18 protein-coding genes and 1 riboswitch are annotated in these 20309 nt (G+C 62.2%); of the genes, 7 read left to right on the top strand and 11 right to left on the bottom strand.

Features of this window, described 5'->3' with window-relative positions:
• Positions 1–19 precede the first annotated feature (19 nt).
• Positions 20–409: a hypothetical protein gene (locus tag OX459_RS06610; protein ID WP_289904268.1), complete on the bottom strand. Its 390-nt coding sequence runs from the start codon at positions 407–409 to the stop codon at positions 20–22.
• Between the two features lie 264 nt (positions 410–673).
• On the opposite strand from OX459_RS06610, the gene ompR reads away from it, so the two are divergent.
• Complete coding sequence (ompR, locus tag OX459_RS06605; protein ID WP_223278807.1) at positions 674–1375, top strand: two-component system response regulator OmpR; 702 nt, start codon at positions 674–676, stop codon at positions 1373–1375.
• Positions 1376–1388: 13 nt separating this feature from the next.
• Positions 1389–2747, top strand: coding sequence for a sensor histidine kinase (locus tag OX459_RS06600; protein WP_077406916.1), 1359 nt, complete (start codon positions 1389–1391; stop codon positions 2745–2747).
• 38 nt (positions 2748–2785) lie between these two features.
• Here OX459_RS06600 and OX459_RS06595 read toward each other — a convergent pair whose 3' ends face one another.
• Positions 2786–3265, bottom strand: a complete 480-nt coding sequence (locus tag OX459_RS06595) for an Imm26 family immunity protein (protein ID WP_099667202.1) — start codon at positions 3263–3265, stop codon at positions 2786–2788.
• Positions 3266–3390: 125 nt separating this feature from the next.
• Positions 3391–3696: a hypothetical protein gene (locus OX459_RS06590; RefSeq protein ID WP_034750230.1), complete on the bottom strand. Its 306-nt coding sequence runs from the start codon at positions 3694–3696 to the stop codon at positions 3391–3393.
• A gap of 142 nt (positions 3697–3838) precedes the next feature.
• Between OX459_RS06590 and OX459_RS06585 the strand changes: the two genes are divergently transcribed.
• Both OX459_RS06585 and OX459_RS06580 read left to right on the top strand, forming a co-directional pair.
• Positions 3839–4996 carry an iron-containing alcohol dehydrogenase gene (locus OX459_RS06585; RefSeq protein ID WP_099667201.1) on the top strand — a complete coding sequence of 386 codons (1158 nt, stop codon included), beginning with the start codon at positions 3839–3841 and terminating at the stop codon, positions 4994–4996.
• Between the two features lie 67 nt (positions 4997–5063).
• Positions 5064–5161, top strand: a riboswitch (TPP riboswitch).
• Between the two features lie 86 nt (positions 5162–5247).
• Positions 5248–7401, top strand: a complete 2154-nt coding sequence (locus tag OX459_RS06580) for a TonB-dependent siderophore receptor (RefSeq protein ID WP_289904267.1) — start codon at positions 5248–5250, stop codon at positions 7399–7401.
• Here the strand turns inward: OX459_RS06580 and OX459_RS06575 are convergent.
• From OX459_RS06575 to OX459_RS06565, 3 genes are all read right to left on the bottom strand, one after another.
• Entirely contained in the window at positions 7398–7946 is a 549-nt protein-coding gene (locus tag OX459_RS06575) for an ATP-binding protein (protein WP_289904825.1), read from the bottom strand. The genes OX459_RS06580 and OX459_RS06575 overlap by 4 nt on opposite strands.
• On the bottom strand, positions 7946–8557 hold the full coding sequence (gene pnuC, locus OX459_RS06570) for a nicotinamide riboside transporter PnuC (protein ID WP_099667198.1): 612 nt from the start codon (positions 8555–8557) through the stop codon (positions 7946–7948). Before pnuC ends, OX459_RS06575 begins: the two co-directional genes overlap by 1 nt.
• 86 nt (positions 8558–8643) lie before the next feature.
• Positions 8644–9162: a DUF2867 domain-containing protein gene (locus OX459_RS06565; RefSeq protein WP_289904266.1), complete on the bottom strand. Its 519-nt coding sequence runs from the start codon at positions 9160–9162 to the stop codon at positions 8644–8646.
• 67 nt (positions 9163–9229) lie between these two features.
• On the opposite strand from OX459_RS06565, the gene OX459_RS06560 reads away from it, so the two are divergent.
• The gene (locus OX459_RS06560; RefSeq protein WP_289904265.1) at positions 9230–9862 is read left to right on the top strand and encodes a TetR/AcrR family transcriptional regulator; all 633 of its coding nucleotides are present in this window, start codon (positions 9230–9232) and stop codon (positions 9860–9862) included.
• A gap of 64 nt (positions 9863–9926) precedes the next feature.
• Here OX459_RS06560 and OX459_RS06555 read toward each other — a convergent pair whose 3' ends face one another.
• Complete coding sequence (locus OX459_RS06555) at positions 9927–11186, bottom strand: hypothetical protein (RefSeq protein ID WP_289904264.1); 1260 nt, start codon at positions 11184–11186, stop codon at positions 9927–9929.
• A 180-nt stretch (positions 11187–11366) separates the two neighbouring features.
• Between OX459_RS06555 and OX459_RS06550 the strand changes: the two genes are divergently transcribed.
• Together OX459_RS06550 and OX459_RS06545 are read left to right on the top strand one after the other, a co-directional pair.
• On the top strand, positions 11367–11981 hold the full coding sequence (locus OX459_RS06550) for a class I SAM-dependent methyltransferase (RefSeq protein WP_289904263.1): 615 nt from the start codon (positions 11367–11369) through the stop codon (positions 11979–11981).
• Positions 11982–12065: 84 nt separating this feature from the next.
• Complete coding sequence (locus OX459_RS06545) at positions 12066–12557, top strand: hypothetical protein (RefSeq protein WP_289904262.1); 492 nt, start codon at positions 12066–12068, stop codon at positions 12555–12557.
• A gap of 27 nt (positions 12558–12584) precedes the next feature.
• Here the strand turns inward: OX459_RS06545 and OX459_RS06540 are convergent, their stop codons facing one another.
• The 4 genes from OX459_RS06540 to OX459_RS06525 form a co-directional block, all read right to left on the bottom strand.
• Positions 12585–13118 (bottom strand): hypothetical protein, encoded by a 534-nt coding sequence (locus OX459_RS06540; RefSeq protein ID WP_289904261.1) that lies wholly within the window; start codon positions 13116–13118, stop codon positions 12585–12587.
• Between the two features lie 153 nt (positions 13119–13271).
• Complete coding sequence (locus OX459_RS06535; protein WP_354669650.1) at positions 13272–15428, bottom strand: S46 family peptidase; 2157 nt, start codon at positions 15426–15428, stop codon at positions 13272–13274.
• A gap of 87 nt (positions 15429–15515) precedes the next feature.
• Positions 15516–17636 carry a PAS domain S-box protein gene (locus tag OX459_RS06530; RefSeq protein WP_289904259.1) on the bottom strand — a complete coding sequence of 707 codons (2121 nt, stop codon included), beginning with the start codon at positions 17634–17636 and terminating at the stop codon, positions 15516–15518.
• Positions 17633–20227, bottom strand: a complete 2595-nt coding sequence (locus OX459_RS06525; protein ID WP_289904258.1) for a chemotaxis protein CheB — start codon at positions 20225–20227, stop codon at positions 17633–17635. The genes OX459_RS06530 and OX459_RS06525 overlap by 4 nt, the downstream gene beginning before the upstream one ends.
• Between the last annotated feature and the right edge of the window lie 82 nt (positions 20228–20309).

The following is a 20309-nucleotide window of genomic DNA, read 5'->3' as shown; positions in this document are numbered from 1 at the left end:
TCGGAGGGGGGATGGCTGCCTAGCGGCGCGGCGGGTTGGAATAGATATCCTGGCCCACTTCGTTGATCTGGCGGCGCAGGTCGCGCCGCTCGTCGGGCGTCATGCGGCCCGTGCGGCGCGAAGCGTCGGCGCCTTCGTTGGCGCGGCGCTGCTCTTCGGCGCGCGTGTCGAAACTGCGTGCGTCACGCTGTTCGCGCACTCGCGTATCATTGCTGCTGGTGCGCTGTACCTGTTCATACCGCTGGGCCTGCATTTGCTGCTGGTCGTCACGGCGTGGCGGCGGCTGGTTTTGCGCTGACGCCAGGCTGGCGGCAAACACGGAGCAAACGGCAAATGCGGACAGCACAGTTGTACGTGCGGCAATAGCTGCGCTGGGAGCGGCGTGAATTTTTTTAGTAAAGATATTCATTGAGTTCCTCTTCCGCGATGCCGTATAAACTTAAAGCTGATTTCCACTGTGGCCCCAGTGTATGATGCTTTACACGGTGCAGTAAGAGTAATTGGGTAAAGTTTGTAACACTTTGTAATGGGTCGCCACAGCCCCTTGCCGACGCCGCGCGAGGCGTTACTATAGCAACTAATATAAGATAACACGACACCCTAAATGACCACAACCTCCACTTCCGGCAGCAACACACCAACGCAATCGATCCACGGCCACCAGGCAAAAATCATGGTGGTCGATGACGATGTGCGCCTGCGCGACCTGCTGCGCCGCTACCTGACCGAACAGGGTTTCAATGTCTTCACGGCAGAGAGCGCGACGGCCATGAACAAGCTGTGGCTGCGCGAACGCTACGACCTGCTGGTGCTCGACCTGATGCTGCCGGGCGAAGACGGCCTGTCGATCTGCCGCCGCCTGCGCGGCGCGGGCGACCAGACGCCGATCATCATGCTGACGGCCAAGGGCGAAGACGTGGACCGCATCGTGGGCCTGGAAATGGGTGCCGACGATTACCTGCCGAAACCGTTCAATCCGCGCGAGCTGGTGGCCCGCATCGGCGCCGTGCTGCGCCGCAAGGGTCCCGATGAAATCCCGGGCGCGCCGTCGGAAACGCCGCAAACCTTCGAATTCGGCGACTTCGTGCTGGACCTGGGCACGCGTACCCTGAAAAAGAATGGCGAAACGGTGCCCCTGACCACGGGCGAGTTTTCCGTGCTGAAAGTGTTTGCCCGCCATGCGCGCCAGCCCCTGTCGCGCGAAAAACTGATGGAACTGGCCCGCGGCCGCGAATACGAAGTGTTCGACCGCAGCCTGGACGTGCAAATCTCGCGCCTGCGCAAGCTGATCGAGCCAGATCCGTCGAGCCCGCTGTTCATCCAGACCGTATGGGGCCTCGGCTACGTCTTCATCCCGGACGGACAGCCGCGCTGATCGCTGGCGAGGCATGATGAAGCTTTTTCCCGATATCAGCCTGGCGCGGCTGAAAAGCGGCTTGTTCTGGCGCACCTTTTTGCTGCTCGGCACCTTGACCACGGTCAGCATGATCGCGTGGTTCAGCATGATTTCCTTCATCCAGCGCGAGCCGCAGGCGCAGCAGATTTCCGCCCAGATCATTTCCGTCGTCACCATCACGCATGCGGCCTTGACGCACTCGGCGCCCGAGTTGCGGCGCGAGCTGCTGTTCGACCTCGTCAGCAATGAAGGCATCCGCATCTTCTCGCTGGAAGAGGACGACCGCATCGAGCCGCCGCCCGACAATTACCTGATGCCCGACATCGAGGCGCTGGTGAAGGCCAAGCTGGGCAAGGACACGCGCTTTTCCGCGCGCGTCAACGGCGTGGCCGGCTTCTGGGTCAGCTTCAAGATCGACGACGACGAATACTGGCTGATGCTGGACCGCGAGCGCCTGCGCGGCCTGACGGGCTTCCAGTGGCTGGGCTGGGCCAGCCTCGTGTCCCTGCTGTCCCTGCTGGGCGCGGCCATCATTTCCAGCCTGATCAATCTGCCGCTGTCGCGCTTGACGGCGGCCGCGCGCGACATCGCCAAGGGCAAGCAGCCGGCGCCGCTGCCGGAAAAGGGGCCGATCGAAATCATCGAGGCGAACCGCAGCTTCAACCAGATGGTCGACGACCTGAAACAGGTGGAATCGGACCGCGCCGTGATCCTGGCCGGCATTTCGCACGACTTGCGCACGCCGCTGGCGCGCATGCAGCTGGAAGTGGAAATGGCGAACCTGTCGGACGAGGCGCGCGAAGGCATCCAGTCCGATATCGGGCAAATGGACGCCATCATCGGCCAGTTCCTCGACTATGCCAGGCCGACGGAGGCGTCGAGCTTTACCGACGTCGACCTCAGTGGTTTGCTCAACGACATGACGCGCGAAGCGATGCGCCTGCCGGACGTGAAGATCAACGCCAGCATCGCCGACGGCGCGCATGCGATGGGGAACCCCACGGACCTGCGCCGCGTGCTGAACAACCTGATCGAAAATGCGCGCCGCTATGGCAAGACGCCGGACAGCGACGTGACGGAAATCGACATCGCCTGCCAGGTGCGCACCAGCCACGGCGCGAAAAAAGTGATCATTGAGGTGCAGGACCACGGCACGGGCGTGCCGGCGGAAAAGATCGAGCAGCTGATGAAGCCGTTCACCCGCCTCGACACGGCGCGTGGTCAGGCCAATGGCGCAGGCTTAGGTCTGGCCATCGTCGACCGCGTGCTGCTGCGCCATGGCGCCGAATTGCAAGTGCGCAACCGCGAAGGCGGCGGCCTCGCGTTTCAGATCAGCTTGCCAGCGGCGTAAACGGACGGGAACGGTACAGTTGTGCCGTTCCCTGCCGCTCAGGCGGACGCCTGTTCCTGCGCCAGCAATTTATTCATCAACAATTCCGTCGCCCCATAGCCGTACAGGGAATCGCTTTCCATGCCCGGCGTATCGAAGGGAATCGATTCCTCGCGGTTCAGCTTGGCAGGGTCGGCATCCGCATAGCTGGCGCGCCAGGCGCGCTGCAAGGATTCATTGCGGCGGATAAAGGCCGGCATGGGCCAGGCATCGCGCTCCCAGTGGCGGCTGTCGCCCAGCAGGGGCCAGCGCTCGTTGAGCAGGGCCATGTCGCCCGTGCGCAGGCGGCGCACGGCCTGTTCCGGGCGCAAGCCTTCCAGCTCTTCCAGCGTGGGCAAGCTGTCGCGCTTCGGCCCGAACATATACGCCAGCATGATGCGCCCGGCAGGCGCCCTGCGCGCCACCACGCCGACGGCATAGCCGCCGCCCGGCAAGGGCACGGCAAACCAGCTGCCTTCTCGGTATGGTAATGATCTCATTTCTTGAAGCCCCCTGAAATACACCGGACAGCCGCTGCTATCCGACGTTAAATTTAATTAGGGGCACAGTCTACGCGAAGCGATGCGAAAGTGGCGCATGGTACGCCACAGCAACAAACCAATAGTTACAATATTTTCTCGTCATAGTGATACTGGGCAACAATCGGCCCCGCCTTGAACAGCGCTTCCTTCATGGCCGTGTCCAGGCGCGCGTCGCGGCGGCGCATCCATTCGAGCAGCATGGCCGCTTCCTTGCGGCTGGTGTCGCCCGCATGCGCGAGCACGCGGCGCAGTTCCGGGTCCGTGCACGCCTCGAAGCGCTGGCTGTTCAAGTCCAGCGCCTGCAGTGCGGCGATGGTGGCGCCGATGGCGCGGTGCATGTCGAGCGCGGTGGCCGGCAGGCCGGATTCTTCCAGTGGGACGGTGGTCATGCGCATTCCTTTTCGCGTGGTGGTGACATCGGCTGCATTCTCCACCGCGCGGACGAAAAGCTCAAGCGTCCACGGCACGTTTCCACCCATTCGGCCATAATCATGGCTCAGCAACAGCCTAAACCTCAGCGGCAGGAGCCCCATGTTCAATTTCGACTTTTACAATCCGACGCAAATCCTTTTCGGCCAGGGCCAGATCGCCGCCATCACGGCGCTGATCCCGCCCCAGGCCAGAGTGCTCATGACGTATGGCGGCGGCAGCATCAAGCAAAACGGCGTCTACGATGAAGTCAAGGCGGCGCTGGCCGGCCATACGGTGCTGGAATTTGCCGGCATCGAACCCAATCCCAGCTATGAAACCCTGATGCAGGCCGTGGCCATGGTGAAAAGCGAGCGCATCGATTTCCTGCTGGCCGTCGGCGGCGGTTCCGTGGTCGATGGCACCAAGTTCATCGCCGCGGCCGCCCTGCACGAAGGCGTGGCCTGGGACATCCTGGCCAAAGGCGGCAAGATCGTCGAAGCCGCCCTGCCCTTCGGCACCGTGTTGACCTTGCCGGCCACGGGTTCCGAAATGAATGGCTCGGCCGTGATCACGCGCAAGGCCACGCAGGAAAAGCGCTCGTTCATGAGCCGCAAGGTCTATCCTAAATTCTCCGTGCTGGACCCGTCGAAGACGTTCACCTTGCCGCTGCGCCAGGTGGGCAATGGCGTCGTCGATGCGTTTGCGCATGTGATGGAACAGTATTTGACCTACCCTGTGAACGCGTCCGTGCAAGACCGCTTCGCCGAAGGCATTTTATTGACGCTGATCGAAGAAGGCCCAAAAGCCCTGTCGCACCCGGACGACTACGACGTGCGCGCCAACGTGATGTGGAGCGCCACCCTGGCCTTGAACGGCCTGATCGGAGTGGGCGTGCCGCAGGACTGGTCCACGCACGCCATCGGCCACGAATTGACGGCCTTGTACGAACTCGACCATGCGCAAACCCTGGCCATCATCCTGCCCAGCATGTTGCGCGTGCGCAAGCAAGCCAAGCGCGCCAAGCTGCTGCAATACGCGGCCCGCGTGTGGGGCCTGGACGGCGGCGACGAGGACGGCCGCATCGAGGCCGCCATCGCGCGCACGGAATTCTTCTTCCGCCACATGGGCGTCAAGACGCGCCTGGCCGACTACGGCCTGAATCACGCCAGCGTGGACGCCGTCGTGTCCGCCCTGGAAGCGCACGGCATGACGGCCCTGGGCGAACAGCGCGAAGTGACGCCCGCCGTCAGCCGCAAGGTGCTGGAACTCAGTCTGTAGATTCGCACCACACTGTTGTAAAACGGTCAGCCGGGTGGGACAGCTGGCCGTGGTTCATGCTAAGCTGTCATTTCGCTAGGGGTCCTGGAGCAGTCATCCGGGTGAGAGATACCCTTCGTACCTGATCTGGATAATGCCAGCGAAGGAAAGCGCAAAGTACCTCCCTCCTTTGATAGCTCCTGCGTTGGCGCCAGCCGAACAAGCAGCCTGCCGTGCTCTTTCCCAGAGACGGCTTGAACCACGAGCAATCTATGTCCACACCGAATTTATCCGTTTCTGTTCTGACCCTGGCCATCCTGCACGCGTTTGCCGCGCCCGCCCTGGCTTCCGACGCAGCCGACCCGCAGGCGCAAAGCATGGCCGAAGTCGTCGTCACGGCCAGCAAGGCGCCGGCCGCCAAGCGCGCCTCCGTGGGCGGCTTCAGTGACGCGCCGCTGCTGCAGACGCCGGCATCCGTCACCGTCATTTCGCAAAAAGACATGCAGGACTTGCAGATCCGCAATCTCAGCGATGCAGTCAAGCTCGACACCAGCATCAACGACGCCTACAACGCCGTCGGCTATGCGGAACAGTTTTCCATCCGCGGCTTCAAGCTCGACAACAATTCCAGCTACCGCAAGGATGGCGTGGCCATTCCTGGCGACACGCAAATCCCGCTGGAAAACAAGGAACGCATCGAAGTGCTGAAGGGCCTGGCCGGCTTGCAGGCAGGCGTGGCCGCGCCGGGCGGCGTGATCGACTTCATCGTCAAGCGTCCCACCGCCGCCCCGCTGCGCACGGTCACCGTGGAAACGCGCGAGCGCGGCACCGTGTACGGCGCCATCGACCTGGGCGGCCGCCTGGAAGACACGCGCTTCGGTTACCGCGTCAACGTGGCGGCCGAGCGCCTGCGCTCCTACATCAAGGGCGCGGACGGCAACCGCAAGTTCATTTCCGGCGCCTTCGACTGGCAGATTTCCCCGCAAGCGCTGCTGCAAATCGATGCCGACTACCAGGACAAGGCGCAGGCGACGGCGCCCGGCTTCCAGCTGCTGAACAATAAAACCTTGCCAACCGGCATCAGCGCCGACGCCATGCTCAACCTGCAGCCGTGGACGCGTCCCGTGGAAACCGTCACCAGCAATCTCGGCCTGCGCTTCCAGTACGCGTTCAATGACGACTGGCATGCCACCCTGTCGGCCAACCAGCACTCGTTCAAGCGCGACGACTACACGGCCTTCCCGTACGGCTGCAGCGCGCAAGACCTGTACCCCGGCTTCTGCGGCAATGGCGACTTCGACGTGTATGACTACCGTAGCCTGGGCGAGACGAAAAAACCGCTGAGCGCGCAAGCCATGATCCAGGGCAAGTTCACCACCGGTTCCCTGCGCCATGAATTCACGGCCGGCGTCTCGACCTTCCGCCGCAAGGACCGCGCCGGTCTGTACGTGTACGACTGGGTGGGCGTGAGCAACATCTACCAGCCGCAGATTGTCGGCACCTCGCCCGGCGTCACGGGCCCCGTGCGCCTGGTGCGCAAGGACACGGAAAACTCCGTCTTCGTGCAGGACATCGTCAGCCTGGCGCCGGACTGGAAACTGCATGGCGGCTTGCGCCATATCAATGTCGACGGCTACCAGTATGTACTCAAGGCCGATACGGAAATCCGCGCCAAGCACGATTTCCTGCTGCCCAACGTCTCGCTCGTCTACACCCCGCTCGACAATCTCTCCGTGTATGCGGCCTATTCGCAGGGCATGGAACATGGCGGCACGGCCGACCGCAAGGCGCTCAATGCGAACGTGGAATTGTCGCCCAGCCGCTCGAAGCAGATCGAACTGGGTGTGAAGATGGATGTGACGCCGGACTTCATGCTGACGGCCAGCCTGTTCCAGATCCGCAAGGGCCTGGAATTCAACCAGTACGTCGACAGCAGCAAGAGCGCCTACAACTTCGTGCGCGAAGGCCAGGCCCAGCACCGGGGGCTGGAATTGTCGGCCCAGGGCAAGGCATCGTCCAGCCTGAGCCTGGGCGCGTCCGTGACGGCCCTGAACAGCCAGCAGTCAGGCACGGGCAATGCCGACCTCGACGGCAAGCGCGTGCCCAACGTGCCGGCCTTCAAGGCGGCCGTGCATGCGGATTACGCCGTGCAACAGGTGGCGGGCTTGAGCGTGAATGGCAGCTGGGAATATGCGGGCAAGAAAGCGTTTGAGTACAGCAACACGACCTTCGTGCCGTCGTACAACGTGTTCAACCTGGGCGCCGCGTACGCCACGCGCATCGCCGGCACGCGCGCCGTGCTGCGCGCCGCCGTCAACAACGTGGCCGACAAGTTCTACTGGCGCGACGTGACGCCGGAATCGGATGGCTATCTGTATCCGGGCGCCAGCCGCACCTTCAAGGTCTCGGCGCAGTTTGACTTTTAATTGAGGGAAATGGCAGGCGCCGCAGCGAGCGCCTGCTGCAGCAAAGGCGCCGCCTGTTCCAGGCGCGCTTCCAGGCTGTCGCGCAGCACGTGGTAGACGATGCCGCGCGCGTCGAGCTCATCGAGCAGGTAGCGGTAGATCAATTGGCGCACGGCTTCGGACTCGCGCTGCAAGCCATCGGCCACCCAGGGGCTGTCGGGCGCCGTGACCAGGGTCAGATCGTACTGCGTGGCATCGGCCAGCGCCGCCAGTTGCGCATCTGCACCGTGAAAATAATGGCGGCTGTACACCACCGTCATCAAGGGCGTCGTGTCGCAGAACAGGAAGTGGCGGGCTTGGGCGGCAGCGGCCGCTTCGCGTTCGACTTGCGTACGCGCAATACCATACTGATCCGCCGCGACGGGCACCCTGCCTTGCGTTTCCACAAACTCGCGTAAATACTCGGGCACCCACACCGTGCCATGGCGCTCGGCCAGGGCCGCCGCCAGAGTCGACTTGCCCGACGATTCCGCGCCCAGGATGGCCACGCGCACGCAACGCTCCATCACTTGAGGACCATCGCGCTCGGCGCGGCCGGGGCCGACTTCCTCCACGCCAGCAAGCCGATGACGGCCATCACGACGAAGAACGCGTACAGCACGGCCGTCAGGGTCAGGCCCTTGTGCACATACAGCCACACGTACAGCACGTCGACGATGATCCAGGCGATCCAGTTTTCCAGTTTCTTGCGCGACAGCAGGAATTGTCCCACCAGGCTGCCTGCCGTGAGGAAACCGTCCGCATGGGGCACGTCCGTGTCCGTCGTCGTCAGCAGCCAGGCGATGAGCAGGAAGCCCACCAGCCAGCCGACGGCGCATGCCAGCCAGCCGCGGCCGTCGAGGCGCGTCACGGGCAGGGTCTTGCCGCCGCTGGCCGGATGCAGCCACTGGTACCAGCCCCAGAACGAGACGCTGATGAACAGCAGTTGCAAGGCCATGTCGCCATACAGGCGCGATTCGAAAAACACGAAACCGTAGGCGGCCGAGGAAATGATGGCGAACAGCCACGCCCAGTGATTCTGGCGGATGTTCAGCGCAACGGTTGTCAATGCCAGGACAAAGGAAATCAGTTCAAGCGGCGTGGTGGCAAAACCCAGCAGGAGAAGCGTATCGTTCATGGGAATCGTGATGAGGCTGGTGGTGCAGTATGCAATACCAGCCATGAATAAGCAAGATTGCCCGCACCGCCAGCCGCCTTCCCCGCTCAGGCAAAGCCGCCCTTGACGGCGCGCGCCAGCGAACGCTGCACGATCAGCTTGTGGAAAGGCCGGATCACCAGGATGTAGGCGCGCCCCACCCGATTATGGCAATGCACGACGCTGGACATGGTCACGCTGCCATGCCGCCCCGCGTCGCGGTTGCGCAGCACCGACAAACGGAAGTCCAGGTGGCTGTCATCCTCGCCCACGATGATTTCATCGTCGCTGACGGCAAAGATGCGGAAGATGCCGATGCGCTTGCCAGGCCTGGCTTCCATCTGCCTGGCCGTCCGGATGCCGAAGCGCGCCACGATGGCGTCGCGCACCACCATCAGCTTGCGCGCCCAGCCCGGCTGACTGCCCAGCAGCACGCGCGCCAGGCTTTCCATGTCCATCTGGCGCGCCTGCGCAGTCGGCAACTCGACGGCATACGCGTCGGCCAGGTTGCTGCCCGGATACAAGGGGGCGATGCTGGCGCCTGGCGGCAAGGCCACGGCGCGTACCACGTTGCTTATCTCTTGCATGTGCTCTCCATGTGTTCAGTGATAACATGGCCATCATACACGACAATGTGAACAGCGATAACATAACATGAGCACGAACAGCAATTATCACCATGGCAACCTGCGCGACACCCTGGTCGCCGCCACCATCGCGCAACTGGCGCAACAGCACGACGCCGCCCTTTCCCTGCGCGAACTGGCGCGCACGGTGGGCGTGTCGATCGCCGCCGTGTACCGCCACTTCCCCAGCAAGGAAGCCTTGCTGGCCGACGTGGCGGCGGCCGGCTTCGCCAGCCTGATCGCCAAATGGGAAGCCGAACTGCCGCCGCAGGGCAGCCTGCCTTCCGAACAGCGTTTTCAGTTGCTGGGCCAGCAATACATCGAATTCGCCCTGGCCGCGCCGGCCCACTACCGACTGATGTTCGAACACCAGGACGTGCGCCAGTTCCCCGCCCTGCAGGACGCGGCGCAGGCGTGCTTCCAGTACGTGCTGCAGACGGCCGGCGCGGCCGTGCGCGAAGCGGGCCTCGATGCGCGCTGGGACAAGGCCGCCGCCAGCGCCGGCTGGTCGCTGGGCCACGGCTACGTGATGCTGCTGCTGAGTGGCCGCCTGGCCATGGCGGACGGCGGCGACGAGCTGTCGCCGGCCATGGTGCCGCGCTTTTTTCAGTTGCCCGTGGAGGCATTCATGCAGGCAAAGAATAAAATCGGACAAGAATAATATTTCAAGGCCCGCCTCTTCAAGCTGCGTCGCTGTCATCGACGCCGCAGGCAAAAGGCCGACGCTAACACTGCAGCGTTTTCCCTCCTACAATCATCCTCTTACCTTGAGTCAGGGCAACAAAGTCATTGATGAAGCTACGCAGCGAATTTTCAAAAATACCGCTATGTCCAATCACCAGATTGTTATCCGTGTAGGCAACAATGAAGGGATTGTAGGGACGGTGTGGTTCTATCGGCCGGAAATCAACATTTCCATATTTCTTTTCGGCAGACAGGTCGCGCTGCGCGACCTTGCATGGACTATGCTCATATTCGGCCGGATCGAAATTTTGCTCGACAACTGGCTCGTCCAACTTCACGCTCATTACGTGGGTTCGCTGCGGGCCATATTCGCCAAGCGCCTTGCCCCACAACGGCCACCTGTCATCGTCAGGCTTGCCATTGATGGTCGAGCCGAGTGCGCGGCCGATAGGAAACGCCCACTTGCGAGCCCAATCGCCCTGGGATGAAATAACCAACATGACTGGCGCCTGCGCTTTGTCATAGCTGCGGCGCGATGCCATCTGGTGGATATTTTCATACTGTGCCGCTTCAAGTGCCGGATTGACCAGCACGGTCAAATCGCCAAAACCTTGCAATGGCCCGGCCTTGTCAGCCGCCAGTTCTTTTTCGATTGTTTCAGCAACAGCTTTGAAGACGACCTGCCCACCAAAGCTGTGCCCAAACGCAAGCAACCCCATGAAAGGCGTATTTTCCGACTCGCGCCGGGCTTCGCCGCGGTCGCGATAAAGGCCATTGAGCGCGAGCAAAAAGTGATGCAAGTCGCCTTGCCCCACCCGTTCTGCCGCCCGTTTACGGCCCCAGAAAGTGCAGAAACTGAGCGGCATCGGTAGCGAGCGACCGCGCCAGCCGACATACACGCCGATGACATTCACGTCCCCGCTGCTGGTCAGATTCATCCGCGAACGCGTATAGGGTCCAGCGACGCCAAGCGGTGCATCATTCAGGACAGCCCTGGTCTTGGCAAGCGAACGAGAAAAATCAAATGCATTGGTATCATCGGGATCGGCATTGTGATGCCAGCCATGGACGAAAACTACTACAATGGTATTCTTGCTCTTCGCTGAATACCGAATAACGTCAAGTGCGCGCTCGGCCCCCTCCTTGTCCCAGAATCGTCCATCATCGTCGACCTGGATGACAAAATCATTCGGCTCATGGAATAGGCCAGTATCCTGCTGTATGGATTTACTGCGATAGGCGAACGAGGGTATCAATGATCTCAACGCAACGGCTGAAAAAACCTTGCTGGACTGTGTCATGAGATGACTCTCCATGGATACTTTAATTGAACTTATATACGCAATAATATACGCAATATTCACCCATTATTAATAAATAAACAATAGGCAATTTCATTCAATGAACATGGCGTCGTCAATCGCCCATCCACGTGCGACTTTGCGCCACGGCTGTCGTCCCGCCTGAAAATGCACGCTCCCATGCATCCATCTACCATCCCTGGCACCGAGGGCTATGCGGAAAATGCCGGGCAGCTCATTGCCCGCTACGCAAGCGTCAATTTCCCGGATAAATATCGGCCCGTCAGTCATCTCTTGCCGACGCGATCAGGCGCTGTGCTCGATATCGGCGCCGGGACTGGCGGCGACGCGGCGTGGCTGGCAAGCCTGGGGCACACGGTGACAGCCGTTGAGCCCGTTGCCGCCTTCCGCGAAGCGGGCATGAAGGCGCAGGCCGTGGCCAACCTTGAATGGGTGGACGATAGCCTGCCCGCGCTGTCGGCGATCGGCGCGCGCCAGAGCAGGTATGACCTGATTGTCGTCGCGGCCGTCTGGATGCATCTGGCAGCGGAAGAAAGGATGGCGGCAATGGGCAATATCAGCACCTTGCTCAAGCCCGGCGCAATGCTCGTCATGTCCCTGCGACATGGCCCGGCCCCTGAAGGGCGGCGCATCTTTGATGTCCCCGCCAGTGAAACGGCAGACCTCGCGATGCAACATCAGCTCAAGGTGATGTTGCATACGCAGGCGCCATCCGTGCAGCCGCAGAATCGCCAAGCGGGGGTGAGCTGGTCCTGGCTTGTCTTTGAGAAATGATTCAAGCTGAACCAGCGTGCGCCAGGACGTTGACACGGCCGCATTCAGCCGAGGCTGGCCATTATTTTGAAACACCCTTCATGTATGCATGACATATCGATAGACACGCTCTCCGTGATTGCCAGGCAATGCCTTGCGCTCACGTGCCTGCAACGCTTTTGCCGGCAGCATGCCCTGCACCACCCGGCGCTGTCCGCGTTCGCCGGCCACGCGTGGAAGGTGGCGCAGCTCGCGCCCGGGGATTTTGCCGCCTGGGAGCGCGGCTTTGCCTGCCTGGCAATGACGGGCATGGGCGATCCCTGGCCGGACGACCTGCGCATGGCGCTGCCCGGGCACCTGCTCGGCGCGCTGGAGCAACTTGTCGGGCATGTGCTGGAAACGAGCGCCTGTACCTGGCATGGCGATGACCTTGCGGCAAGCCGGCGCCAGCTGGAAGCCGTGCTTGATATCTGTGCCAGGCATGGCGTGGCGGCGCCGCCGCTTGCGCACTATGTGCAGCACGATGCGGCGCTCCGTGGCGGCTGGGGGCCGATGCTGACGGACGCGGAAGTCAGGCGCTGGCAAGCCCTGCTATAGCGCGCGGCCTGCAATGGCGGCGGAGGCTCACGCCGGCAAGCCCTGGCGCACCTGGTCAAGCTGCCGCTCCTCTTCCTCCGTATCGGCGTCGATTTGCGTGACGACGGTCCAGAATCGCGGGCAGGTCTTGATCTGCTCGAACGCATGGCTCGTTTCAAGCCGCACCATGGTTTTCCTCAGGCTGTGCAGATAGCCTTCCTCGATGGCATCGAGCAGTTCGTCATCGGCAGCGTCGATCAGCTCGAGCAGCGCGCCTTCGATCCTTGCATAGCCCTCCTCCCACAGCTGGCCGATTTCCGGCACGTCGACTTCGATGCACTCGTTCGACCAGTCCGGAGGATAGTAATCGCGCTCCCGGTTGGCGGGATCGGTGTCAAGGCTCAGCGAAAGGGAGGGGAACGATACGGCGTTGAAGGCAAAGGCTGAAAATGCCTGGTCCTTGAATGGGGACGCGCCCAGCAAGGCCAGCGACGCGCTGGCCAGCTTGAAGCAGGTTTCTTCGACGTCGTAGGCAGTTTCAAATGTCTGCCAATCAAGTGGTAAAGCGGGAGTCGGGGGCATGGCGGGCCTGTCGAAAAAATAAGAGTGGAAAGTGATCGGAATTATACGTGGCGCAGCCGATGCGGCAGGCGCCGGCCGCGCGTACGGTGCGGCCGCAAAAAAGCCGCATCGGCCCTGCGGCGGATGCGGCTTTGCGCTAGCGCAAGCTGAAGCTTATTTCTTTGCAGCTTTCACTGCCTTCGGATACTTGATCGTCATTTCCTGCAGCAAGTTATCCGCGTGGTCCACTTCCTTCATCACCCACAGCATGTAGCGGATGTCGAGGTGGATGGCGCGCGTGATGGCCGTGTCGAAGTACCAGTCCTTGGTGATCGATTCATACGTCGAATCGAAGTTCAGGCCGATCAATTCGCCGCGCTTGTTCATCACGGCCGAACCGGAATTGCCGCCCGTGGTGTCCGCGCTGGTGAGGAAGTTGACGGGCACCGTGCCCAGTGCCGGGTCGCGGAACTGGCCGTAGCGTTTTTGCTTGACGGCGTCAATCAAGCCTTGCGGCGCTTCGAACGGGGCCTTGCCCGTGACTTTCTCGACGATGCCTTCCACGGTCGTGAACGGCCCCTTGGTGATGCCGTCGCGCGGCGAATACGGCGATACCGTGCCATACGTGACGCGCAGGGTCGAGTTGGCGTCAGGATAGACCGGCTTGCCTTGCGATTTCTTCCAGGCAATCACGGCTTGCATGTATTGCGGAATCACGCGTTCCAGGTTGCCGTCGATTTCCTTGCGGCGCTCTTCCAGCGCCGCTTCGACGGGCTGCAGCTTGATGGCCAGCGCCATGAAGGCGTCGTCGGACTGGGCAACAGCGGCCTGGTCCTTTTCCAGCCAGGCCAGGCGCTTGGCCGTGTCAGCCAGTTGCGTCTGCTGGTACAGGGCCGCCACGGCGCCTGGCGCCGGCAGCAGCGCGTCCAGGCCTTGCGGATGGCTCTTCGCCGCCAGTTGCGCGTAACGCTTCAGACCGGCTTCAAAACGCGCCTGGTCGACCTTGTTGACATACGACTGTTCCAGGCGGGCCAGGCGGGCCTTGATGAAGGCCAGGTCGCGCTGCTGGAAGCCCGATTCGCGCTCGGCGTCCGCTTTCTGGCGCTCCAGCGACAGGCGGTAGATGGTGCGCGCGCTTTTCAGCAAGTCGCTGTTGGTGGCCACGCTCCAGGCGAACTCTTCTTCGCTCAAGGCCATGTCGCTGGCGATCGCCGCGTCCAGTTCGGCCAGCAGGGTCGGCGACACGTTCGGCTGTTTCGCGTACCAGGCGCGGAACTCGGCATCCTGCACGTCCTTGATGGCGGCGATGTCCTTGCGGGCGAAACCGTCGAGCAAGCCCTGGGTTTTCTTCAGCACGTTGTTGATGCTTTTCACCACGCTCGCATAGCGCACGGCAGCGGCAGCGTCGCCCTTCGTCGAGTCGGCCATCACGGCCAGGTCCGCTTGCAGTTCGGATACTTTCAGGGGGAAGGCCGTATCGCGCGCGAAACGGATTTCCGCCGGCAGCTTGTAGCGGCTGGTGCGGCCGGGGTAGCCCGCCAGCAAGATGCCGTCACCGGCTTTCAAGCCTTCGGCCGACACCACCAGGAAATCCTTCGATTGGTACGGCACGTTGTCGGGCGACGGGTCGGCCGGACGGCCATCCTTGCCCACGTAGGCGCGCAGGAACGAGTAATCGCCCGTGTGGCGCGGCCACTCGTAGTTGTCGGTATCGCCGCCGAAGTTGCCGATCTTGTCCGATGGCGCGTACACGAGGCGCACGTCGCGTATCATCATCTGGCGGATGCGGTAGTACTCGAGGCCGCGGTGGAAGGCGGGCACGGAGCAGCGGTACATCTTGTCCGTTTCGCATTCGGCGATCAAGTCCTTGATGCGCTTTTCCACGGCTTCGTGGCGCGCGCGGCCGCTCATGTCGGCCGTCAAGCCTTTCAGCACGCGGTCGCTGACGTTTTCCACCTTGTCCGTCACATACACGAGGCTGTTCGGACCGCCCGGCAGCTCTGCGGCGCGCGTCTTGGCCAGGAAGCCGTCGGTGATGTAATTGTGTTCCGGCGTGGAATTGCGCTGCACGGCGCCATACGCGCAGTGGTGGTTCGTCACCACCAGGCCGGCGTCGGAAACGAAGGCGGCCGAGCAGCCGCCCAGCGACACGATGGCGCTCATCGGGTGCTTGCTCAGGTCGGCCAGTTTTTCTGCAGGAATGTCGATGCCGACCCGTTTCAGTTCGGCTTTCAGCTGCGGCAATTGGTGTGGTTGCCACTGCCCTTCGTCAGCGTGTGCGCCGGCGAACGCGCCCAGCAAGGCGACTGGTAATACGATTGTCTTGAACAAGATTTGCTCCTCCATAAAAAGCAGGCGAAAGTATAGCCTGTCCAGGCGGCCTGAGTCGGCAAAAATTATCCCATTGCAATTTCTGTATCAGGCGGCCGGCCGTCCCGTCCCCTGCAAGGGGATCTGCAGGGCCAGCCGGCAACCGGCGCCCGAGGCCGGCACACCCACCTCGAACTGCCCGCCCAGCGCCGTCACGCGCTCGGCGATGCCGATCAGGCCAAAGCACTGCTTCTTGCGCTGCTGCTGCGGCGTGATGCCGATGCCGTTGTCGCTGATGGCCACGTACACGGCGCAGGCATCCGAACTGAGTTCGATCTCGACCTGGCTGGCCTGGGCATGCCGCATGACGTTGCTGAGCGCTTCCTGCACGATGCGGAACAGCACGATCTCGACCTGGCTGCCGATGGCGGAAAACAATGCCTCGTCGCGTATCAGCAGCTGGCAAGCGACGCCGCTGCGCTTGCGGAAGTCGCCCACCTGCCACTCGATGGCGGCTTGCAAGCCCAGGTCCAGCGCCATCGGGCGCAGCTCGTTCATGATGCCGCGCACGCTCTTGATGGTGGTGTCGACGTTGCTGAGCACGGCGCCGACCCGGCGGTGCAGGCGCGGATGGGAGCCTTCCGTGCGCGCGCTGAGCATGGAAATATCGATGCGCAGCGCCAGCAGGTTTTGCCCCAGTTCATCGTGGATATCGCGCGAAATGCGCTTGCGCTCGTCTTCCTTGGCCGTTTCCAGGTGCAGCGCCAGCTGGCGCAGCTGCGCATGCGACTGGCGCAGGGCGCCATCCATCAGCTTGCGTTCGGTGATGTCCGTGTGCGCCACCACCACGCGCAGCGGCCCTTCGCCGAGGAAGCGGCTGATCCTGGCCTGCGACCAGCGGGGACCCGAGCGCGTGGCAAACTCATACTCGAGCGCAAACGTGTCCGCGTTGCCGGCGATGACGGAGCGGATGCCGGCGGCCAGCTCGCGCCCGGCGCTGCGCTGCCAGCGCGGGTCCGTGTCGCAAAATTCCAGGTAGTGCAGCGGCTGCGGCGTTTGCCCGACGAAGGCCAGGCAAGCCTGGTTGGCATGTACGACGCGGCCTGCCCGGTCCAGCACCAGCACCCGGTCCGTCAGGGAATCGATGGTGGCGTGAAAGAAGCGCTCGGCATCGCGCAAGGCTTCCTGCGCCCGCTCGCGCTGGTGTACTTCCAGCTGCAGGTGCTGGTTGGCCCGCAGCAATTCGGCCGTGCGGTCGACCACCCGCTGGTCCAGCTCGCGGTGCAGTTCGCGCAAGTCCGCCTCGGCCAGCTTGCGCTCGGTGATATCGGAAAACACGCCGACAAAATGGCTGATCGCGCCATCCGGGCTGCGCATCGGCGTGATCGACAGCGATTCGACGAAGCGCTCGCCATTCTTGCGCCGGTTCACCAGTTCGCCATACCAGCTGCCATCCTGGTGCAGGCTGCGCCACATGGCTTCATAAAAATGCGGCAGATGCGTGCCGCCGCCGAGGAAGGACGGATCGCGGCCGATGGCTTCCTCCGCCTGGTAGCCGGTGATGGTGGTGAACGCGGGGTTGACGGAAATGATGCGGTTGGCGCTGTCCGTCACCAGCACGCCTTCGCGTATGCTGTCGAGTATCACGAAGGCGCGCCGCAAGGCCGATTCGCGCGCGTGCTCGTCGCCCAGGTCCGTCACCAGCATGCGCGCCGTGGCGCTGTCCGCATCGTAATTGGCTTCGATGCGCACCATGCCGCACATGCCGCCCGCTTCGCCTTCGAACAGCGGCGCTTCGAGCACCTGGCGCGCGCCGCCGGTGAAAACGGCGTCGAGGAAGCGCCGGAAACCGCCCTGCGCCTGGGGTGCGACGAATTGCTCGAAACGCCGTCCCAGCAGCCGGTTCTTGTCACGTTGCAACAAGCCGCAGGCTGCCACGTTGACACGCGTGATCACTCCTTCGCGCGCCAGCGAAAAGTAACTGACGGGCGCCTGTTCATACAGCTGCGCATAACGGTCGCGGCTGCTTTCAAATTCATTTTTCAGCTGTTCCAGCTCGGCCAGGGCCGCGCTCTGCATTTCCAGCTCGATCTGGCTGACCTGCAACTCATGCAACTGACGCATCACGTCTTCATTCGACTGCGGCGCGGGCTGGCGCTGCTCTGCGGCCAATTGTTCCGCCTGCTCTCTCAGGCGGGCCGGCGCGCTGCCGTCGAATGGTTCGCTCATGACACGTGCTCGCCGCTACTGCCACCGGCCACGGCGCCGGACTGGATCTGGCGCAGCTGGGCTTCCAGCAGTTTCGACTCTGTAATGTTGATGAAGGTCACCACCACGCCATCGATCACATTTTCGATCGTGCGGTACGGCATGATGCGCACGTTGTACCAGCGCCCCGTCTTGGTTTCCACTTGCCGCTCGCAAAACACCAGGCTGCGGATCACTTCCAGCGCATCGTCTTCCAGGCCCGGATAATCGAGGTCGTTGACGATGTCGCTGAGCGGACGGCGCAAGTCCGTCTGGATCAGCTTGTAGATTTGCGTGGCCGGCGCCGTGAAGCGGCGGATGCGCAGGTCGCTGTCGAGGAAAATGGTGGCGATATCGGTACTATTGAGCAGATTCTTCATGTCGCTATTGACCAGCGACAAATCATCGACCTTCGATTGCAGCTCGGCATTGACCGTGTACAACTCTTCGTTGAGCGACTGCATCTCTTCCTTCGACGTGGTCAGCTCTTCGTTCGTCGATTGCAGCTCTTCATTGGTCGACTGCAGTTCCTCGTTGGCTGATTTGAGTTCCTCGCGCGACGTCTGCATCTCGTCGCGCACGGCCTGGATTTCATTGCGCGCCTGCGCCAGTTGCTGTTCCAGTTCCAACACCTTGGGGTTCGGCGAGCGGCCGCGGCGCGCCTCGGCCACCAGCGGCGCGCTGGCAAACGTGACGAACACCATGCCGCGCAGGGATTCAGGCTGGCTCAGCGCTTCCGCGCTCAGGTCGACGCCCAGCGATTGTCCCAGGTGATCCTTGACCACCAGCCCCTTCAGGCGCACCACCCTCTCGCTCTGCAAGGCTTCCTTGATGAGGCCAGCCAGCTCGTAGCGCAAGCCTTCGCGCGCCATCGCATGGATATTCCAGTTGGCCTTGCCGGCTGCCGGTTCGAGGAAGGCGCCCGTGCGCCCGTTGATGTACAGGATGTCGCCATCCTGATTCAGCAGCGCGGCAGCCGGCGAATATTTCTGGAGCAATAATTGCTCGACATGGGATTGAATCTTTCCAGTCATGCTGACTTCTCTCGTGTCGCTAGGTGTAGGGGGGGATGCCAACGATACCTTGGTAGGAAAATACGTGGGCAGGCGCTGACGCGCCAGGTTGTCGAGGCGGCGGTACAGCCGGGTCGACGTGGTCAGCGGTGAAAACAGGTCGGAAAAATGGCCGGGCGTGTCGGCGCTGCCCAGCAGCAAAATCCCGTCGCGGTTCAAGGCGTAATGAAACAGGGGTATCAAACGCTGCTGCAGCTTGGCATTGAGATAAATCAACAAATTGCGGCAGCACAGGATGTCGAGCTTGGTGAACGGCGGGTCGGAAATGATGTTTTGCTGGGCAAAGATGATCGTGTTGCGTATCTCTTTTTTCACGTGATAATCATTCTTGTCGCGCAAGAAGAAACGCCCGAGGCGTTCGGCCGACACGTCGCTGCTGATGCTGTGCGGAAAGCGTCCCTGGCGCGCGCGGTCGATGGCGTCGGCCGACAGGTCGGTGGCAAAGATCTGCAGGCTGTACTTCGACGGCGGATTGATGCTGGCCACCACTTCATGGAATACCATGGCCAGCGAATACGCTTCCTCGCCCGTGGAACAGGCGGGCACCCAGGCCTTGAACGCGCGCCCGTCCGGATGGGCCGCCAGCAATTGCGGCAAGGCGACCATCTTCAGGTATTCCCACACTTTCGGGTCGCGGAAGAAACTCGTCACGCCGATCAGCAATTCCTTGAACAGCAAGTCGATTTCGCCCGGATTGGCGCGCAAGTACGGCACGTATTCTTCCATCGACGTCATTTGATACAAGCTCATGCGCCGCTCGATGCGCCGCAGCACCGTGTTGATCTTGTAATCCGTAAAACTGTTGCCTGTGTGTTCGGACAGCAAGGCGACAATTTCCTGCAAGGAATTGCGCCCGTTCGGCTCATGGCCCGGCAGGCTGAGGAAACTGCTGCGGAACAGATAGGTGATGATCTTGTCCGGCATCTTGTCGGGAAAGTCGACCAGGTCCACCACTTCCGCGGCAATCGCGCTTTGCGGCATCATGTCGAACTTGGCCGTGTCCGGATGCTGGGCCAGGGTCAGCCCCCCTGCCTGCTTGATCGCCTGCAAGCCGCGCGTGCCGTCGCTGCCCATGCCGGAAAAAATCACGCCCACGGCCAGTTCGCCCAGCTCGCTTGCGAGGCTCTCGAAAAAGATATTGATGGGCAAGCGGTGCCCGCGCAGCTGCACCGGTTCGCTGAGGACGAAACGTCCCTTGGACAAGCCCAGGTCGGCATTCGACGGTATCACATAGATATGGTTGGGCCGCAACTCCGCCTGGTGCGTGATTTCCGTGACGGGGATGCTGGTGGCGCGCTGCAGCAGTTCCGGCAGCATGGCCTTTTGCGTGGGATCAAGATGCTGGATCACCACATAGGCAATCCCGCTCTCCTGCGGCACGTTCGCCAGGAAGGCAACGATGGGATCGAGTCCGCCGGCGGATGCGCCGATGGCCACCACGGGGAAAACGATGGTGGCCACTTCAGGGACGGAAGCATTGCTGTGTTTACTGCGTGTCATCTTCTGCAAGAGTGCAGCCACGGCCAAAGCGTCAGGCTGGGAATTGATAATCTTGCATTCTAGCACTCAAGATGCGCGGCAA

This window comes from Janthinobacterium sp. SUN026 (assembly GCF_030397625.1).
Taxonomy (GTDB): Bacteria; Pseudomonadota; Gammaproteobacteria; order Burkholderiales; family Burkholderiaceae_D; genus Janthinobacterium; species Janthinobacterium kumbetense.
Note: the sequence above shows the minus strand (reverse complement) of the source record. Positions and strands in the feature narration are given on the sequence as shown.

Bases quoted from the DNA above. Each gene is read 5' to 3' on its own strand.
- OX459_RS06610 (WP_289904268.1), bottom strand. From the start codon at position 409: ATGAATATCTTTACTAAAAAAATTCACGCCGCTCCCAGCGCAGCTATT.
- ompR (WP_223278807.1), top strand. From the start codon at position 674: ATGGTGGTCGATGACGATGTGCGCCTGCGCGACCTGCTGCGCCGCTAC.
- OX459_RS06600 (WP_077406916.1), top strand. From the start codon at position 1,389: ATGATGAAGCTTTTTCCCGATATCAGCCTGGCGCGGCTGAAAAGCGGC.
- OX459_RS06595 (WP_099667202.1), bottom strand. From the start codon at position 3,265: ATGAGATCATTACCATACCGAGAAGGCAGCTGGTTTGCCGTGCCCTTG.
- OX459_RS06590 (WP_034750230.1), bottom strand. From the start codon at position 3,696: ATGACCACCGTCCCACTGGAAGAATCCGGCCTGCCGGCCACCGCGCTC.
- OX459_RS06585 (WP_099667201.1), top strand. From the start codon at position 3,839: ATGTTCAATTTCGACTTTTACAATCCGACGCAAATCCTTTTCGGCCAG.
- OX459_RS06580 (WP_289904267.1), top strand. From the start codon at position 5,248: ATGTCCACACCGAATTTATCCGTTTCTGTTCTGACCCTGGCCATCCTG.
- OX459_RS06575 (WP_289904825.1), bottom strand. From the start codon at position 7,946: ATGGAGCGTTGCGTGCGCGTGGCCATCCTGGGCGCGGAATCGTCGGGC.
- pnuC (WP_099667198.1), bottom strand. From the start codon at position 8,557: ATGAACGATACGCTTCTCCTGCTGGGTTTTGCCACCACGCCGCTTGAA.
- OX459_RS06565 (WP_289904266.1), bottom strand. From the start codon at position 9,162: ATGCAAGAGATAAGCAACGTGGTACGCGCCGTGGCCTTGCCGCCAGGC.
- OX459_RS06560 (WP_289904265.1), top strand. From the start codon at position 9,230: ATGAGCACGAACAGCAATTATCACCATGGCAACCTGCGCGACACCCTG.
- OX459_RS06555 (WP_289904264.1), bottom strand. From the start codon at position 11,186: ATGACACAGTCCAGCAAGGTTTTTTCAGCCGTTGCGTTGAGATCATTG.
- OX459_RS06550 (WP_289904263.1), top strand. From the start codon at position 11,367: ATGCATCCATCTACCATCCCTGGCACCGAGGGCTATGCGGAAAATGCC.
- OX459_RS06545 (WP_289904262.1), top strand. From the start codon at position 12,066: ATGCATGACATATCGATAGACACGCTCTCCGTGATTGCCAGGCAATGC.
- OX459_RS06540 (WP_289904261.1), bottom strand. From the start codon at position 13,118: ATGCCCCCGACTCCCGCTTTACCACTTGATTGGCAGACATTTGAAACT.
- OX459_RS06530 (WP_289904259.1), bottom strand. From the start codon at position 17,636: ATGAGCGAACCATTCGACGGCAGCGCGCCGGCCCGCCTGAGAGAGCAG.
- OX459_RS06525 (WP_289904258.1), bottom strand. From the start codon at position 20,227: ATGACACGCAGTAAACACAGCAATGCTTCCGTCCCTGAAGTGGCCACC.